Origin of the sequence: Embleya sp. NPDC050154 (assembly GCF_044460165.1) — a bacterium.
In the GTDB taxonomy this organism is placed as follows: Bacteria; Actinomycetota; Actinomycetes; order Streptomycetales; family Streptomycetaceae; genus Embleya.
In genome coordinates this window covers 1-16,429 of sequence record NZ_JBITJP010000036.1, presented here as the reverse complement: position 1 = coordinate 16,429, position 16,429 = coordinate 1, and the positions used below count along the sequence as shown (strand labels likewise).

19 protein-coding genes are annotated in these 16,429 nt (G+C 70.5%); 11 read left to right on the top strand and 8 right to left on the bottom strand.

The features are described 5' to 3' along the window. Positions 1-32: 32 nt before the first annotated feature. Complete coding sequence (locus ACIBSV_RS44955; protein ID WP_395873305.1) at positions 33-1,181, top strand: cystathionine gamma-synthase; 1,149 nt, start codon at positions 33-35, stop codon at positions 1,179-1,181. Between the two features lie 318 nt (positions 1,182-1,499). Here ACIBSV_RS44955 and ACIBSV_RS44950 read toward each other — a convergent pair whose 3' ends face one another. From ACIBSV_RS44950 to ACIBSV_RS44940, 3 genes are all read right to left on the bottom strand, one after another. Next, positions 1,500-1,994, bottom strand: coding sequence for a hypothetical protein (locus tag ACIBSV_RS44950; protein ID WP_395873304.1), 495 nt, complete (start codon positions 1,992-1,994; stop codon positions 1,500-1,502). Positions 1,995-2,177: 183 nt separating this feature from the next. Next, entirely contained in the window at positions 2,178-2,870 is a 693-nt protein-coding gene (locus ACIBSV_RS44945) for a hypothetical protein (RefSeq protein WP_395873303.1), read from the bottom strand. Beyond that, positions 2,867-3,442 (bottom strand): hypothetical protein, encoded by a 576-nt coding sequence (locus ACIBSV_RS44940; protein WP_395873302.1) that lies wholly within the window; start codon positions 3,440-3,442, stop codon positions 2,867-2,869. Before ACIBSV_RS44940 ends, ACIBSV_RS44945 begins: the two co-directional genes overlap by 4 nt. Before the next feature lie 337 nt (positions 3,443-3,779). Between ACIBSV_RS44940 and ACIBSV_RS44935 the strand changes: the two genes are divergently transcribed. The 4 genes from ACIBSV_RS44935 (at position 3,780) to ACIBSV_RS44920 (ending at position 8,087) form a co-directional block, all read left to right on the top strand. Further along, positions 3,780-4,277, top strand: coding sequence for a MarR family winged helix-turn-helix transcriptional regulator (locus ACIBSV_RS44935; RefSeq protein WP_395873301.1), 498 nt, complete (start codon positions 3,780-3,782; stop codon positions 4,275-4,277). A gap of 383 nt (positions 4,278-4,660) precedes the next feature. Then, entirely contained in the window at positions 4,661-5,884 is a 1,224-nt protein-coding gene (ilvA, locus tag ACIBSV_RS44930) for a threonine ammonia-lyase (protein ID WP_395873300.1), read from the top strand. A 311-nt stretch (positions 5,885-6,195) separates the two neighbouring features. After that, positions 6,196-7,227: an ATP-binding cassette domain-containing protein gene (locus ACIBSV_RS44925; protein ID WP_395873299.1), complete on the top strand. Its 1,032-nt coding sequence runs from the start codon at positions 6,196-6,198 to the stop codon at positions 7,225-7,227. After that, positions 7,227-8,087 (top strand): ABC transporter permease, encoded by an 861-nt coding sequence (locus tag ACIBSV_RS44920; protein WP_395873298.1) that lies wholly within the window; start codon positions 7,227-7,229, stop codon positions 8,085-8,087. Before ACIBSV_RS44925 ends, ACIBSV_RS44920 begins: the two co-directional genes overlap by 1 nt. Positions 8,088-8,192: 105 nt before the next feature. Here the strand turns inward: ACIBSV_RS44920 and greA are convergent, their stop codons facing one another. Together greA and ACIBSV_RS44910 are read right to left on the bottom strand one after the other, a co-directional pair. Then, positions 8,193-8,690, bottom strand: coding sequence for a transcription elongation factor GreA (gene greA, locus ACIBSV_RS44915; RefSeq protein WP_395873297.1), 498 nt, complete (start codon positions 8,688-8,690; stop codon positions 8,193-8,195). 261 nt (positions 8,691-8,951) lie between these two features. After that, complete coding sequence (locus ACIBSV_RS44910; RefSeq protein ID WP_395873296.1) at positions 8,952-9,338, bottom strand: DUF4307 domain-containing protein; 387 nt, start codon at positions 9,336-9,338, stop codon at positions 8,952-8,954. A 170-nt stretch (positions 9,339-9,508) separates the two neighbouring features. Here ACIBSV_RS44910 and mca point away from each other — a divergent pair, with 170 nt between their 5' ends. Both mca and ACIBSV_RS44900 read left to right on the top strand, forming a co-directional pair. Continuing rightward, positions 9,509-10,363, top strand: a complete 855-nt coding sequence (mca, locus tag ACIBSV_RS44905) for a mycothiol conjugate amidase Mca (RefSeq protein WP_395873382.1) — start codon at positions 9,509-9,511, stop codon at positions 10,361-10,363. A gap of 121 nt (positions 10,364-10,484) precedes the next feature. Continuing rightward, the gene (locus ACIBSV_RS44900; protein WP_395873295.1) at positions 10,485-10,724 is read left to right on the top strand and encodes a hypothetical protein; all 240 of its coding nucleotides are present in this window, start codon (positions 10,485-10,487) and stop codon (positions 10,722-10,724) included. 80 nt (positions 10,725-10,804) lie between these two features. Here the strand turns inward: ACIBSV_RS44900 and ACIBSV_RS44895 are convergent, their stop codons facing one another. Then, on the bottom strand, positions 10,805-11,515 hold the full coding sequence (locus tag ACIBSV_RS44895) for a hypothetical protein (protein ID WP_395873294.1): 711 nt from the start codon (positions 11,513-11,515) through the stop codon (positions 10,805-10,807). Positions 11,516-11,601: 86 nt separating this feature from the next. Further along, entirely contained in the window at positions 11,602-11,823 is a 222-nt protein-coding gene (locus tag ACIBSV_RS44890; protein WP_395873293.1) for a hypothetical protein, read from the bottom strand. Positions 11,824-12,016: 193 nt separating this feature from the next. Between ACIBSV_RS44890 and ACIBSV_RS44885 the strand changes: the two genes are divergently transcribed. From ACIBSV_RS44885 to ACIBSV_RS44875, 3 genes are all read left to right on the top strand, one after another. Next, positions 12,017-12,889 (top strand): helix-turn-helix domain-containing protein, encoded by an 873-nt coding sequence (locus tag ACIBSV_RS44885; RefSeq protein WP_395873292.1) that lies wholly within the window; start codon positions 12,017-12,019, stop codon positions 12,887-12,889. Then, entirely contained in the window at positions 12,886-13,074 is a 189-nt protein-coding gene (locus tag ACIBSV_RS44880; RefSeq protein WP_395873291.1) for a DUF397 domain-containing protein, read from the top strand. The genes ACIBSV_RS44885 and ACIBSV_RS44880 overlap by 4 nt, the downstream gene beginning before the upstream one ends. A gap of 114 nt (positions 13,075-13,188) precedes the next feature. Next, positions 13,189-13,386, top strand: coding sequence for a DUF397 domain-containing protein (locus ACIBSV_RS44875; RefSeq protein WP_395873290.1), 198 nt, complete (start codon positions 13,189-13,191; stop codon positions 13,384-13,386). A gap of 95 nt (positions 13,387-13,481) precedes the next feature. Here the strand turns inward: ACIBSV_RS44875 and ACIBSV_RS44870 are convergent, their stop codons facing one another. Then, positions 13,482-14,033, bottom strand: coding sequence for a class IV adenylate cyclase (locus tag ACIBSV_RS44870; RefSeq protein WP_395873289.1), 552 nt, complete (start codon positions 14,031-14,033; stop codon positions 13,482-13,484). 190 nt (positions 14,034-14,223) lie between these two features. Here ACIBSV_RS44870 and ACIBSV_RS44865 point away from each other — a divergent pair, with 190 nt between their 5' ends. Beyond that, on the top strand, positions 14,224-16,287 hold the full coding sequence (locus ACIBSV_RS44865; protein ID WP_395873288.1) for a thioredoxin domain-containing protein: 2,064 nt from the start codon (positions 14,224-14,226) through the stop codon (positions 16,285-16,287). Positions 16,288-16,429: the final 142 nt, after the last annotated feature.

Below are 16,429 nucleotides of genomic sequence, written 5' to 3'. Positions count from 1 at the left end.
CGGAGGCCGCCGGGGCGACTAACGTTTCGGTCATGACCCAATCGCACGGCTTTGAGACCCTGGCGATCCACGCCGGGCAGGAACCCGACCCGCTGACCGGGGCCGTGGTTCCGCCGATCTACCAGGTGTCCACGTACAAGCAGGACGGTGTCGGCGGACTGCGCGGCGGTTACGAGTACAGCCGCTCCGGCAACCCGACCCGTACCGCGCTCGAGGAATGCGTCGCGGCCCTGGAGGACGGCACCAGGGCCCTGACCTTCGCGTCCGGTCTGGCCGCCGAGGACTGCCTGTTGCGCGCCCTGTGCGCGCCGGGCGCCCACGCGGTGATCCCGGACGACGCCTACGGCGGCACGTATCGGCTGTTCGCGAAGGTCGCCTCCCGCTGGGGCATCGACTACACCCCCGCGCACGCCGGCGACCTCGACGCGGTGCGCGCCGCGATCCGGCCGGGCGTCACGAGGATCGTCTGGTGCGAGACGCCGAGCAACCCGCTGCTGGGGGTGGCCGACATCGCCGCGCTGGCGGCCGTCGCGCACGACGCGGGCGCGCTGTTCGTGGTGGACAACACGTTCGCCTCGCCCTACCTCCAGCAGCCGCTGACGCTGGGCGCCGACGTGGTGGTGCACTCGACCACGAAGTACATGGGCGGACACTCCGACGTCATCGGCGGTGCCCTCGTGGTCCGGGACACGGGCCTGGCCGAGGAGTTGGCCTTCCACCAGAACGCGATGGGCGCGGTGCCCGGGCCGTTCGACGTGTGGCTGACGCTGCGCGGGCTGAAGACCCTCGGAGTCCGGATGGACCGGCACTGCGCGAACGCCGAGCGGGTGGTGGACCTGCTGTCCCGGCACCCGCGGGTGAGCGAGGTGCTCTATCCCGGGCTGCCGGGACACTCGGGCCACGATGTCGCGGTCAAGCAGATGAAGGCGTTCGGCGGCATGGTGTCGTTCCGGGTGGACGGTGGCGAGGAGGCCGCCGTGCGGGTGTGCAACCGGACCGAACTGTTCACGCTCGGCGAGTCGCTGGGCGGCGTCGAGTCGCTGATCGAGCACCCGGGCCGGATGACCCACGCCTCCGCGGCCGGCTCCCCCCTGGAAGTCCCCGGCGACCTGGTCCGCCTGTCTGTGGGCATCGAATCCGCCGACGACCTCCTGGCGGACCTGGAACGAGCCCTGGGCTGAACCCGGCAGCCATCCTGCGGCCCGCGTGCCCCCGAACGCCGGACGGCCCGACGTGGTCGGGCCGGGCCGACATCAGGGCTCGCGGGCCGCCGAGTTCACCGAGTAGGCACGGTTGCTACTTCGGTGCGGGTTGCACGGCGGTACCGGGACACCAGTTGTTCACGTCGCCCGGACGAGTGTGCCTGTTGGCCTTGCCGTTGCCGTCTACGCCGACCCGCTGTTTGCAGGTCGTGCATTGCCACTCGGATACCGCTTGCCTGGAGGCCACGTGTTTGCCTTCCTGACGCAGGTACGTGCAGGGGCGCGCCGTTCCTGGATTCAGATGGTGTCCGGACACTGGTAGGCCGCGCCGGGGCGACCACCAGAGCTGTAGGCGTCGTGGAAGTTCAGGCGGATCTTCGCCCCGCTGTGCCAGCGGAGTTCGAGGCCGTAGGGGATCGCACCCAGCGGGTCTTCCTGTGAGTAGCGCGTGCTCACTTGCAGGAGCTCGGGACTTCCGCTGTTGACCACCAGAGCGGCCAGCCACTCCTCGATGTCGGCAACCTTGACCTTGGCCCCGTCGATCGTGGGCACCGATTCGATGCGTGCCGGCGGCTCACCCTGAACCTCGGTCTCCGGTTGGGCGTACTGGTCGCCCTGTGCGGACTCCGCGGTGATGCTCAACTCGACTGTGGCCCCGTTCCTCAGCCGGAACGAGACTCCGTACGGACCCGGGCGAGGAGCCTTCTGCTCACCGGCCTCGGTGCGGATCGCAACATCGGTGACCGCGCCGGACTGCCTGAGCAGCTCGGCCAACCAGGGCTCAAATCGCACGGGACGCATGAGTACCTCTCGACGGGGGGTGGGATTCAGCAGTCTAGATTGGGGGGCCGACTGCTCGCGGGATGTCGAATACGAGGCGAAGCTCTTGTGCTCCGCCGGTCGGTCCGGGCGGCGACGGTCCGCCCGAAATCGACGGGTGGAGTCGGCGGAGACGGGCGAAGTCGGCCGAAGGGGTCAGCGCAGCGGGTCCGTGCAGGAGGCGCAGGCGGTGACCAGGTTGCCGTTTTCGTCGTAGACGGTGATCGAGATCGGGGTGTCGGTCGCGTAGGTCCACAGGTAGGCGACGCCGGGGAGGCCGGTCGGTCGGATCAGGCGCATCTGTCGGGCGCCCGAGGGGTCGCGCAGTTCGCCGCGCACCGCCGGGGCGGGCATGCTTTGGCCGACCAGGATCGCGACCACCAGGCGCTGACCGGTGGGCGCGTACACGCCCGGGTCCAGGGTCGCCGTGTCCAGCCGGCCGGGCGTGGGCAGGAATCGGCACGTCGACGGCTCCTCCTCGGCCGCCCCGCCCAGACACCACGACGAACCCCGCTCCGGACCCGCGTCGCCGAACCACACCGAGCCGCCCAGTCCGACGTCCGTGCGAATTCGCAGTGGCGCGATGTTCTCGATCGGCCCCACGGGTGTGGGCGTCGGCGCCGGTGGCAGGCCGCCCCCGCCGCCGGTCCCCGGCGTGGCCAACCACAACCCGCCGGCCAGCGCGCCGGCCAGCGCGCACGAACCGAGCACGTGCCACAGCCGTCGCCGGTACGCCCGCCGGCGCGCCCGCCGCGCCAGGTTCGCGGGCAGCGGCCGATACGGGAACTCCGGCGGCTCGGGCACCTCCTCCGCGTCCGCCGACCCGGGCGGCGACACCGTCACGCTCATCGGACCGGCTCCGCTCGGACCGGTTCCATCCGAACCGTCTGCGTCCGAGCCGGTTCGACCCGAACCGGCTCCGCCCCGACCGGCTCCGTCCGAACCGTCCCCACGCCCGCTCCCTGCCCGGACCCGCCGCGCGAGAGCGTCCCGTCGGCCAGTACCTCGGCCATCCCGCGCCGCCACGCGCGGGCCACCGTCTCGATCGGCAGCCCCAGCGCCTCCGCCGCGTCGTACTCGTCCAGGCGCGCGTACAACCGCAGCACCACGGTGGCCCGCTCGACCCGGCCGAGCCGGTCCAAGGTGGTGAACGGCTCGCCCGCGTCGGGGTGTTCGCCGCGATACCCGCGTGGTCCCGGACGCCACGGGTCCAGGTAGCCGGCCAGCAGCGCCCGCCACGCGATGCGTACCGGATCCTGGTCGGGTAGCCGGCTCCAGTTCACACAGGTGTGCGCCAGCGCGCGCTCGACCCGGCGTTCGGCACGTTGCCGGTCGCCGGTGAGCAGGTCGGCGGCTCGGAGCAGTTGCGCGCCGACGCTGTGGACGAAGACGTCGAACTCGCGAGCGTCGCGCTTGTGCACGGTGCCTCCCGCAGATCCGCCGAGCGGATGTCCGGCCGGCCCGATGCCGTCGCCGCTCACTGTGAGGCTGCCCCGCACCCGTTCGGGTAGTCGCGAGTCGCGACATATCGGTTCTCGACATCACGACGCCGACCGCGTGCCCCACCCGACGCCGACCGCGGCCTCGCCCGCCGACGACCGCGATCCCACCCGCCGGCGACGGCGACCACACCTCCCGCTGCCGGCGCGGCAAGAACCGGGACGGCAATGCGGGGTGGAATCACCCGGTCGAGGCCCGGTGATCCCGGTCCGCGCAATATCCTTCGGAGCACCACATCCGATCGACGAACGAGCGGCGATGACACCGGACCAGGCTCATGACGACCCCACCGGCTCTGCCGACCCGCTCTACGACCGCCTGCAGCACGAGGTGGCGCTGTTCGCGCGTCGTGCCGAGCAGACCCGGCTCGGTGCCGTCGGCGAACTGCGCAACTCGATGGACCGCGCGGCCTATCTGCTGCTCGGCCGGCTCGAAGCCGGTGGGCCGATGGGCGTCAAGGCGCTCGCGCAGGCGATGACGATCGATTCGTCCACGGTGACCCGGCAGGTCACCCCGTTGGTCGAACAGGGCCTGGTGGATCGGGTGCCCAATCCCGACGACGGCCGCGCCGTACTGCTCGAACTCTCCGCCGAGGGCCGGGACCGGCTGCACCAGGTGCGGCACGCCCGGCGGCGCCTGATGGCGGAGATCTGCGAGGGCTGGAGCATGGACGACCGCGAGCGGTTCACCGAACTGCTGACCCTCTTCAACGCCTCGATGGAACGCCGCCAGAGCCGGAACCCGGGCGGCTCCTGACCCGGCTCCCGACCCGGCTCCCGACCCGGCTCCTGACCCGGCTCCCGACCCGGGCCCGACCCGGCTCCCGACCCGGCTCCCGACCCGGGCCCGACCCGGGCCCGACCCGGCTCCCGACCCGGCTCCCGACCCGGCTCCCGACCCGGCTCCCGACCCGGGCCCGACCCGGGCCCGACCCGGCTCCCGACCCGGCTCCCGACCCGGCTCCCGACCCGGGCCCGACCCGGGCCCGACCCGGCTCCCGACCCGGCTCCCGACCCGGGCCCGACCCGGGCCCGACCCGGGCCCGACCCGGGCCCGACCCGGGTCCCGAACTCCCGTGACCACCGGGACGGGAGGAGACCCGGCGCATCCGCACGTGCGGTTGGTGCGACACTCGGCGTATGAGCAGTCCTGCCCCGGCCACGGTGACCCTGCACGACATCCGGATCGCGCGAAAGATGCTGGAGAGCGTCGTTCGCGAGACCCCGATGAGGTCGTGTCGGGCGTTGACCGACCGCATCGGCGTGCCCGTGCACCTCAAGTGCGAGAACCTCCAGCGCACCGGATCGTTCAAGATCCGCGGCGCGTACGTGCGGATCGCGGGCCTGTCCGAGTCCGAGCGGGCGCGGGGCGTGGTGGCGGCGAGCGCCGGCAACCACGCGCAGGGCGTCGCACTCGCGGCCCGCACCCTGGGCGTCGCGTCCACGGTGTTCATGCCGGCCGGCGCGCCGCTGCCCAAGGTGGCCGCGACCCGCTCGTACGGCGCCGAGGTGATCCTGGGCGGCGAGAACGTCGAGCACGCGCTGGCCGCCGCGCGGGCCCACGCGGACCGGACCGGCGCGGTGTTCATCCACCCGTTCGACCACCAGGACGTGGTGGCCGGCCAGGGCACGGTCGGCCTGGAGATCCTGGAGCAGTGCCCCGAGGTCAAGACCATCCTGGTGGGCACCGGCGGCGGCGGCCTGCTGGCCGGAATCGCGGTCGCGGTCAAGGCACTTCGCCCCGACGTCAAGGTGATCGGCGTACAGGCGGCGTCCGCCGCCGCGTACCCGCCCTCGCTCGCGGCGGGCGCGCCGGTCTCGCTGCCCTCGTTCGGCACGATGGCCGACGGCATCGCGGTCGGCCGCCCCGGCGAGGTGCCCTTCGCACTGATCCGGGAGCACGCGGACGATATCCGTACGGTTGGTGAGGAATCCCTGTCGCAGGCCCTGCTGCTGTGCATGGAGCGGGCCAAGCTGGTGGTCGAGCCGGCCGGAGCCGCGTCGGTGGCGGCACTGCTGGAGGCCGGCGAGCCGATCGAGGGGCCGGTGGTGGCGGTGTTGTCCGGCGGCAACGTGGACCCGCTGCTGATGCTCCGGGTGCTGCGACACGGTCTGGCCTCGGCCGGCCGCTATCTGTCGTTGCGGGTGCGGATCCCGGACAGCCCCGGCGCGCTGGCCACCCTGTTGGTTCGCCTGGCCGAGACCGACGCCAACATCGCCGCGGTGTCGCACGTGCGCACCGACGCGACGCTGCGGGTCGGCGAGGCGGACGTGGACCTGCAACTGGAGACCAAGGGCCGCAGCCACTGCGCGGCGGTGGTGGAGGCGCTGTACAGCGCGGGATACACCGTCGGCAAGAGCTGAGTCCACGCAGCGTGAAAGCGCCGCCTCGCCGCTGCGAGGTCGCAACGGGCGGCGGGGTGGGGCGAGTCGGCGATGTCGGTGTCGTGTGCTTGGCTGTTGGGCCAAGCCATGTCCGTCCACGGAGGACGCGGCCGAGAGGTATCCGGAGTTCGCCGGCGCACGGCCGGGCGATTCCGGTGGGCTGTCTCCGGACACGAAGAGTTACGCTTCCGGAGAAAAGCGGTCGCATGCTCGGTGCGTTGGGCGCATGGTGGAGATCTGAATCGATCGGCCCCCCATGCCCCCATCCGCACGAGGAGTGATCCACCGACATGCAGGAAGCGATCGTCGCCGAAGGTCTGGTAAAGACCTTCGGCTCGGTCCGAGCGCTCGACGGCGTGGACGTGAGTGTGCCCACCGGCACCGTCCTGGGCCTGCTCGGACCGAACGGCGCAGGCAAGACGACATGCGTGCGAGTACTGACCACATTGCTCAAACCCGATTCCGGGCGAGCCGTGGTGGCCGGTCACGATGTGCTCAAGAATCCCAACGCGGTCCGCCGCTCGATCGGCCTGTCCGGCCAGTTCGCGGCCGTGGACGAATATCTGACCGGCCGCGAGAACCTTCGCATGGTCGGCGAGTTGTATCAGCTCAGCGGTCGCGACGCCAAGCATCGGGCCGACGAACTGCTGGCCCAGTTCGACCTGTCCGAGGCGAGCGATCGGCCCGCCAAGACCTATTCGGGCGGCATGCGCCGCCGGCTCGACCTGGCCGCGGCGCTCGTGGTCAGCCCGCCGGTGATGTTCATGGACGAGCCGACCACCGGGCTCGACCCGCGCAACCGCATGGCGCTGTGGCGGGTGATCGAGGAACTCGTCGCGGGCGGCACCACGTTGCTGCTGACCACGCAGTATCTGGAGGAGGCCGACCACCTCGCGAACGACATCGCCGTGGTCGACCACGGCAAGGTGATCGCGCGCGGCACCGCCGACCAGCTCAAGGCCAAGGTCGGCGGCGAACGGGTCGAGGTGGTCGTACACGACGCGGAGCGCATGGCCGACGCGAGCGAGATGCTGACCTCGTTCGGCAAGGGCGAGTTGGGCGTGGTCAAGCTCCAGCGGCGGATCACCGTCCCGGTCACCGGCGGCGCCAAGCTGCTGGCCGAGATCATCCGCGAGCTCGACGCGCGCGGGATCGAGATCGACGACATCGGGCTGCGCCGACCCACCCTGGACGACGTGTTCATCTCGCTCACCGGCCATGCCGCGGAGTCCGAGGCCGGCAACGGCACGGGCGAGAGCGACTCCGACGAGACGACCGAGGACGGCCCGAAGCGCGGCCTCGACAAGGCGGTGAAGCGGTAATGGCCGTACTGACCAAGACCTCCACAGCCGCGCCCGTGGTCCGCGGCGGCGTGGCCCAGTCGCTGCGCGACTCCCTGGTCATCGCCCGCAGGAACCTGATTCGCATGACCAGGATTCCGGAGATGATCCTCTTCGGGGTCATTCAGCCGGTGATGTTCGTGGTGCTGTTCACGTACGTCTTCGGCGGCTCGATGAAGATCGGTGACAGCACCGACTCGGACGTCTACAAGAACTTTCTGATGGCGGGCATCTTCGCGCAGACCGTCACCTTCGCCACCGCGGGATCGGCCGCCGGTATCGCGGACGACATGCAGAAGGGGCTCATCGACCGGTTCCGCTCGCTGCCCATGGCGCGAGGTGCCGTCCTGACCGGCCGCACGGTCGCAGATCTCGCCCAGACGGCCATCACGATGCTCGTCCTCGCGAGCGTTGCCCTGCTCGTGGGTTGGCGCACCGGCTCCGCCGAGCCGACCACCGCCGGGCGGATCATGGCCGGCTTCGGCCTGCTGCTCCTGCTGGGATACGCCTTCACCTGGATCGGAGCGCTGATCGGCCTGTCCGTGCGCACTCCGGAGGCGGCGACCTCGGGCGGAATCATCTGGCTGTTCCCGGTGACGTTCATTTCGAACGCCTTCGTGGACTCCAGCCAGATGACGCCCTGGGTGCGGCACATCGCCGAGTGGAACCCGTTCAGTGCGACGGTGCAGGCGGCCCGAGTGTTGTTCGGCAATCCGGGGGTCGTGCAGTCCGACGCGTGGCCCATGCAGCACCCCGTGTGGGCGTCGCTGATCTGGTCGGCCCTGATCATCGTGCTCTTCCGCGCGCTCGCGGTGCGCAAGTACCTCCGCGCGACCGGCTGACACCTCGCCGCGCAATCCACGAGCAGGTCCCGCACTCCGGTGCCCCGGAAAAGCAAGCGGCCCGGCTCCCGAATACCGGGAGCGCGGGCCGCTCGGGGTCGGTGCTCAGCCCTTGTAGGGCTTGGCCGCCAACACCTCGACGCTGGTGCTCTTGCCGTTGGGCAGCGCGAACGTGGCCTTGTGGCCGACCGTCCTGCCGTTGATCGCCTTGCCCAGCGGCGACTGCGGCGAGTAGACGTCCACGTCGCTCACCGCGTCCTCGCGCGAACCGAGCAGGAAGGTCGTGGGGTCGTCCTTGTCGCCGTTGAAGATCACGGTGACGACCATGCCGGGCTCGACGACGCCGTCGTCCGCGGGGGCCTCGCCCACCTTGGCGTTCTGGAGCAGGCCGATGAGCTGGCGGATCCGCAGCTCCTGCTTGCCCTGTTCCTCCTTGGCCGCGTGGTAGCCCGCGTTCTCCTTGAGGTCGCCTTCCTGGCGGGCCTCTTCGATCTTCACGGCGAGCTCGGAACGGCCGGGACCCGACAGGTGTTCCAGCTCGGCCTTGAGCCGGTCGTACGCCTCCTGGGTGAGCCAGGTGACGCTTTCGCTGGTCTGGGTCACGGGGTGCTCCTCGTAGGTCTGCGACAGGGGTTGCGTACACGGTGCGTACGAATGAGGTACACGCGGTCCGACCGGCCGTCCGGGCGGGCCCGGTCGGCGGAGGGGGTCACATATACCAGCGCCCCCTCACCGTCCGCGGTGTGAACACCTCGGGTCGTGAGGGGACGAAGCTTCGAGAGTAACAATCTCCCGACGTCTCGGGCAGTCACGCACACCCGGGTGACACGGGACACGATCGGCCGACGGCATCGGCACCGCCGCTCAGCCGACGGTGTGACAGTCCTCCAGCTCGGCGGTGTTGGGCCGGCCCATGGTCTGCAGCGTCTCGGTGCGCTCGATGTGCTTGTCGCCCTTGGCGAAACGCAGTTCGCGGCGACCCACCTCGGCGCCGCCCTCGTCGCGCGAACGCAGCACGCAGACGGCTTCCTTGTCGCTGTCCTTACGGATCTCCACCTGGACCTGCACCGAGGAATCCGAGGTGACCTTGAAGCTCGGAATAGACCCGCGTACGCCGGGGTTCGCCACATCGAGGCCGATCCACACCGTCCCGGCCACGAGCACGACCATGAAGACCGCGAACGCGATCCGCAATTTTCGATCGCTTCGGGTGGCGCCCTTGCCGTAACGGGTGACGGGCGTTGCGCTCACCGGGTCTCCTGCGGGACGGGCCCGGGTTTGTGCCCGAGCGAGATCTATCGGCCACTATATGTCCGGTGCAAGAGCGGCCCTCGACAGGTCCCGGCGGTACGACCCGGCGGCTGGGACACGGGGCACGGATGAGGAGCGACGTTCCGGTGAGTGACGATCGGCTGAGGCTGATGGCGGTGCACGCGCACCCCGACGACGAGTCGAGCAAGGGCGCGGCCACCATGGCGCGCTATGTCGCCGAGGGGGCCGAGGTCCTCGTCGCGACCTGTACCGGCGGCGAACGCGGCTCGGTGCTCAACCCCGCTCTCCAGGGCGACCCGGAGATCGAGGCCAACATCCACGAGGTGCGCCGCAAGGAGATGGACGCGGCGCGCGCGATCCTGGGCGTGGAGCAGGCGTGGCTGGGTTGGGAGGACTCGGGGCTGCCCGAGGGCGACCCGCTGCCGCCGCTCCCGGACGGCTGCTTCGCGGTGCTGGACGTGGACAAGGCGGCCGAGCCGCTGGTCCGGCTGATCCGCGAGTTCCGTCCGCACGTGATCACCACGTACGACGAGAACGGCGGCTACCCGCACCCCGACCACATCCAGACGCACAAGATCACCATGGTGGCCTTCGACGCGGCGGGCGACCCGGACGCGTATCCGGAGTCCGGCGAGCCGTGGCAGCCGCTGAAGCTGTACTACAACCAGGGCATCTCGCGCGCGCGGATCGAGGCGCTGCACGAGGGCATGCTCAGCCGCGGCCTGGAGTCGCCGTACGGCGAGTGGCTGGAGCGCTGGGGCGACCGCGACGAGCGCGACATCACCACGCGCATCCCGTGCGCCGACTGGTTCGAGACGCGCGACCGGGCGCTGATCGCGCACGCCACCCAGGTGGACCCGGACGGCTTCTGGTTCCGGGTGCCGCTCTCGGTGCAGCGCGAGGTGTGGCCGACGGAGGACTACGAGCTGGTCCGTTCGCTGGTGGACACGGATCTGCCGGAGGACGACCTGTTCGCGGGCGTACGGGTGGGCGTGCGGCGCTGACCACCCGCGGATGACCGTACGAGGGCCCGGAGCACGATTCTCCGGGCCCTCGGTGCATACGTCCCGCCGATCGGATGTCACTCTTGTTCACAAGGGGTTCCGATCCAGGAGGTAGTTCGTCATGACACCGCTCGCGCTCCAGCTCGCGGTCGAGGAGAGCAAGGTCACGCCCGGCCTGCTCGGGTTCGTGGTGGTCGCCGCGATCGCGGTCGCCACCTGGCTCCTGCTCAAGTCGATGAACAAGCAGCTCAAGCGGGTGGACTTCGACGAGGACGGCAAGCCGGGCGCCACCGCCGACCGGGCGGCCGAGCCCGAGCGGACCGCCGAGTCCAAGCGGGACAAGGGCGCGCCCGTCGCCTGACCGACCGAATCACCCGCGATTTTCGCCCCGCGCCTCGTGCCTCGCGTGCGGAGCGCAGGTGTGGTGCGCGGGTGCAGTGGTCACGGATGTGATGGGGACCTGTCCGGGTCCGGGCCCGCGTCTTCGTCCTCGGCGTGGTGCGGGATGAACGGGGGATCGTCCCAGTCGGCCACGGGGCCGGCCGGGAGGTCGCGTTCGAGATCGGCGAGCAGGGCGAACCAGGCCGGGCCGGTGCGTGGTTGCACGGTCGCGAGCGTGCCGTTGGTGACGGCCCACGTCTCCATGATGTCGCCCGGTGGGCGGCGGGCCGGGTCCTCCTTCCCGACGTAGCGAACCCGCCGGTACAGGCGCGGGGGCGGCAGCCGGACGATCACGAGTGTCGGCAGTCGGCAGGTGAACTCGACGCCGTTCATGGCGCGCAGGTAGGCGCTTCGACCGTTGACGGCGGTGAGGGTGCCCTCCCGCCCCGTGCGGCCGTCACGGCACCAGGCGTCCCGGTAGCGCTCGACGAAGGCGGCGGCCTTGTCGATCTCCTCGCCGGTCGACCAACCCGGTACGCGGTGCGCCGTCGTCTCCGGGCGGAGTCTCGGCCGTGCCTCCCGGTAGGGCGGCTCGGCGCGCACCAGGGCGGTCGACGTACCGAAGGCCCGCCAGATGGTGGATGTGTTCGTCGGCTTGGGCCCACTGCGGGCCGCCTCCGGAATGGGAAGCCGCAGCCGCGCGTCCGGCACCCGTTCGAGTGCCGAAATCCCGGTCGGGCCGAGGCGAATGTCGTCGCGATCATCTGTCATCGTGGGGAAGTGTCCTTTCACTTGGGGGCACGAGGGGGGTGGGGCAAGCTGTCCAGGTCCGCCCCGCCCCCTACGCCCGTCGGCACTCAACGCGCCTGTCCTTCGGCCGTGTTGGCCGGAATCGCTGCGATGCACCCGATGGGCGCCCGCCACTCCAACGCGGACGGCATCCGCGCGTAGGCGGTGGACCCGATGACGTCCACCAGGACGCCACACACCCCCGATCGGGTGTCGCACACCTGTTTTCCCACCAGCTCGTCCAACAGCCGACGCCCTTCGGGGCTCGGCTCCAACGCATCAGATTTCACGCGCTGATGCCCTTTTTGGGACATGCCCGTACCTCCGTTCGCGACGTTCCGTGTGCATGGGGTCGCTGACAGCAGTCTGGCTGGAAACACGACCGGAACGCAACGTTTCCGTAGGAAACGTGCGTCGCGTCCGGATCGGTACCAGGTGCGCAGGCGGAACGGGCACACTGTCGCTGGAGGGAGAGGGGATCACGTGGCCGCAGAGCAGCCGCCGACCGTCCGACGTCGCAAGCTGGGATCGGACCTGCGCCGACTTCGAACGGGAGCGGGGAAGTCATTGGATGACGCTGCCGCAGTCCTTGAATGCCACAAGACGAAGGTGTCGAGGATCGAGAACGGTCGCCTGGCCGTGAGAGCGCGTGATGTCCGGGATCTGTTGGATCTCTACGAGGTGACCGACCCGCAACTACGGGCCACGCTTGAGAGGCTTGCGCGCGAAGGCAAGAAGCGTGGGTGGTGGGAAGAATTCGGCACTCTGCTGCCGCCCAAATCCGTTGGCTACCTCGGGCCGGAATCGGATGCGAATTACATCCGAGCATTTCAGATGGTTCTGATCCCGGGGCTGCTTCAGACCGACGAGTACACGCGTGCTGTCGTCAACGCCAACCCGGATTCGAGTCCGGACGCGGTGGAAGCGCTGTTGCGTGTCCGCAAGAAGCGGAAGGCGATTCTGACCAGGGATGACCAGCCCGTCCGCTTCTGGGGAATCGTTGCGGAGTCGGCCCTGCGGCTGCCTGTCGGTGGACGCGACACCATGGCCGCTCAACTCCGGCACCTGTGGGACATGACGCAACTTCCGAATGTCACACTCCAGGTACTCCCCGAGTCCAGGGGCGCGCATCCGGGAATGAGTGGATCATTCGTGATTTTCTCATTCCCTCTCGTCGGTGACACGGACGTCGTGTACGTGGAGAATCTGACGAGCGCGCTGTATCTAGAGGAAATGACGGACACGCGAAACTTCACTCTCGTTTTCGACGAACTGCGGTCGATCTCTCTCGCGCCTGCGGAATCGGTAGAGTTCATTGAAAACGCGGCCAAGCTACTAGCCAAGGAATCATCATGATAGAGAGCAACGTCGGGCCGTGGCGAAAGTCGAGCTACAGCGACCACTCCGGCGAATGCGTAGAAGTCGCACCGACTCACACGACTACGGATGTACGTGACAGCAAGGATCCCGGCATCGGGCGTCTGGCCTTCCCGCCCGCGTCGTGGTCCGCCCTGACCGACGCGCTGCGGCTCGACGCCTGACGGGTGTGCCCGGCCGTTCGGCCTCCGGAAGGGACGCGGGCGTATCCCCGATCCGACGACCGGATCGGGGTATGGCCAATCCAGGACGCGAGCGTGCTCGACAAGGGAGATGACATGAGCACCGACCCAATCAGCCTCGCAGGCGCGGAGTGGTTCAAGTCCAGCCACAGCGGATCCAGCGGCTCTTGTGTCGAGGCGGCGATCCTGCCGGCCATCGTCGGGACCCGGGACTCCAAGCTCGACCGGAGCCCCGTACTGACCTTCGGCCACGACCAGTTCCGCGCGTTCATCGCGGGCGTTCACCAGGCCTGACCACCCCGCCGCCGGTCGATTTCGGGTGAGTGACCGTCGCCCGGACCGACCGGCGGAGCACCAGGTCCCGTCCGGTGGGAAGGACGGCCTCTCCGCTACCCGGCGTTCGGGAAGAGGAGGGTGGGCTCGGCGAGGATGTCGCGCCCCGCCTCGCTCTTGTAGATCTCGTCCACGCTGCCGAACCTGGCCTCGGCGTAGTCGAGTTCCACCAGCGCCGCGCCCCGGCGGACGGATGCCTCGTCGGGGCCCTCGATCTCCACGAAGGTGGGGAGATCGGGCCAGGTGTCGAAGTCGAAGGCGATCTCGCCCAGACGCCACTCCTCGCGATAATTCTCCTGGTGGCGGACCTCCCGGTGGCCGAGCCGGCGAAGGATCTCCGCCATCGCGCGCAGGTCCGCGATCTCGGTCTCGATCTCCGTCGTGCCGTCGATCCTGGTGGAGTCGGTCACCTGCTTGAGGGTGAGCGTGGACCGGGTGCCCTCGTCCCGCAGACGCAGCCACGCACCGCCGTCGAGCGCTTCGCTCTCGAAGATCCAACGGGTGAGGAGAGTCCGGGGAAACGCCTGGACGGCACCCAGCCCGATCAGCTTGTCCCGGAGGCCGGCGACGTCGACGGCCAGGAACTTCGCCTCGTACTCGTGCTTCATCGATCCTTCTTTCCGTATCGGAGCAGGGTGGGTGTACCGGCCGCGACGGGAACCGGGCCCGTGCGGTGCGCCCCCCGCAGGCCCCCGGCACACGCCGACGCGAGGGCCGCGCGATGCGGACGCCGGACTCGACTCGCTCGGCGCGGGCCGGTTGGTGGGTCGGTGGGGTTCGGCGCGCGAGGATGGTGCCATGCCGAATCGTCTCGCTGGGTCCACATCGCCGTACCTCCTCCAACACGTCGACAACCCCGTCGACTGGTGGCCGTGGGGTGAGGAGGCGTTCGCGGAGGCCCGCCGCCGTGATGTCCCGATCCTGCTCAGCGTCGGGTACAGCGCGTGCCACTGGTGCCACGTGATGGCCCACGAGTCCTTCGAGGACGAGGCCACCGCCGCGATCGTCAACGCGAACTTCGTCGCCATCAAGGTGGACCGCGAGGAACGCCCGGACGTGGACGCGGTCTACATGGAGGCCACCGTTGCGATGAACCACGGCCAGGGCGGCTGGCCGATGACCGTCTTCGCGACGCCCGACGGCGAGCCGTTCTACTGCGGCACGTACTACCCGAGCGAGGCGCGCCGGGGCATGCCCTCGTTCCGGCAGGTGATGTACGAGATCAACAAGGCCTGGGTCGACCGCAACGACGAGGTGCGCCGCACCGGCCTGCAAATCGCCACCTCCCTGGCCGCCCCGCGCGACCTGCACACGGAAGGCGACGCGCCCACCGCCGAGGACCTGGACACCGCGCTGACCCTGCTCGCGCGCGAGTACGACCGCGTGCACGGAGGGTTCGGCGACGCGCCCAAGTTCCCGCCGTCGATGGTGCTGGAGTTCCTGCTGCGCCACCACGCCCGGACCGAGTCCGAGGCGGCCCTGGAGATCGCCCAGGAGACCTGCGAGGCGATGGCCCGGGGCGGGATCTACGACCAACTCGGCGGCGGCTTCGCGCGCTACTCGGTGGACGCGGCGTGGGTGGTGCCGCACTTCGAGAAGATGCTCTACGACAACGCCCAGTTGATCCGGGTGTACACCCACCTGTGGCGGGCCACCGGAAGCGAGTTCGCCCGCCGGATCGCGCTGGAGACGGCCGACTTCCTGGTCCGCGAACTGCGGACCCCCGAGGGCGCGTTCGCCTCGGCGCTGGACGCGGACAGCCCGGACGCCGAGGGCAGGTCGGTCGAGGGCGCGTTCTACGCCTGGACCCCGGCACAACTGGTCGAGGTGCTGGGCGAGGCGGACGGCACGTGGGCGGCCCGCGTGTTCGCGGTCACCGAGGAAGGCACCTTCGAGCACGGCATGTCCGTCCTGCAACTGCTCGACGACCCCGAGGACGTCGAGCGACTGACCGACGTGCGGGCCAGGTTGCTGGCCGCGCGCGAGGAGCGGGCCCGGCCGGGCCGCGACGACAAGGTGGTGGCCGCGTGGAACGGGCTGGCCATCGCGGCGCTGGCCGAGGCCGGCACCCTGTTCTCCCGCCCCGACCTGCTCGATGCCGCGCTCGCGGCGGCCGACCTGCTGCTCGCGGTGCACCTGGGCGGCGACGAGGACGACGAGCTCGGCGACCGGCTCGTGCGCACGTCGCGCGACGGCCGACCGGGACCGAACGCGGGCGTCCTGGAGGACTACGCGGACGTCGCCGAGGGCTTCCTCGCGCTGTACGCGGTGACCTCGGACGACGCGTGGCTGACCTTCGCCGGCGTGCTCGTGGACGTGGTGCTGGGGCACTTCGTGGACGAGGACGGCGCGTTCTACGACACCGCCGACGACGCCGAGAAACTCTTCCGCCGACCGCAGGACCCCACCGACGGGGTCACCCCGTCCGGCTGGACCGGTGCGGCCGGTGCCCTGCTCGGCTACGCGGCGCACCTGGGCTCGGAGGACCACCGCGAGGCCGCCGGCCGCGCGCTCGGCCTGGTACGGATGCTGGCCGCCCGGGCGCCGCGACAGATCGGCTGGGGCCTGGCGGTCGCCGAGGCGTGGTTGGACGGGCCGCGCGAGATCGCCGTGGTCGGCCCCCGCGACGACGACGCGACCTGGGCGCTCTACCTGACCGCGCTGATGTCCACCGCCCCGGGCGCGGTGGTCGCGATGGGCGACCCGGCCGAGGAGTCGCCGGTACCGCTGCTGCGCGACCGGCCGCTGGTCGGCGGCCTGCCGGCGGCGTACGTGTGTCGGCACTTCACCTGCGACGCCCCGGTGACCGACCCGGAGCAACTGGCCGAACAGGTGCTGGCCAAGGCGGTGGCCCGAGCCTGAGCCACCCCGCACGCGGGGTGGCTCGGCCCCTACGGGGCCGGGTGCGCGTCCGCCGGTCGCTCCGCGCTGGGTTGCTCGGTCCCTACGGGGCCGGTTGGTGGTGTGGGGGTGGCGGGCGCGTAGCGGACGTGCATCCCGGGCG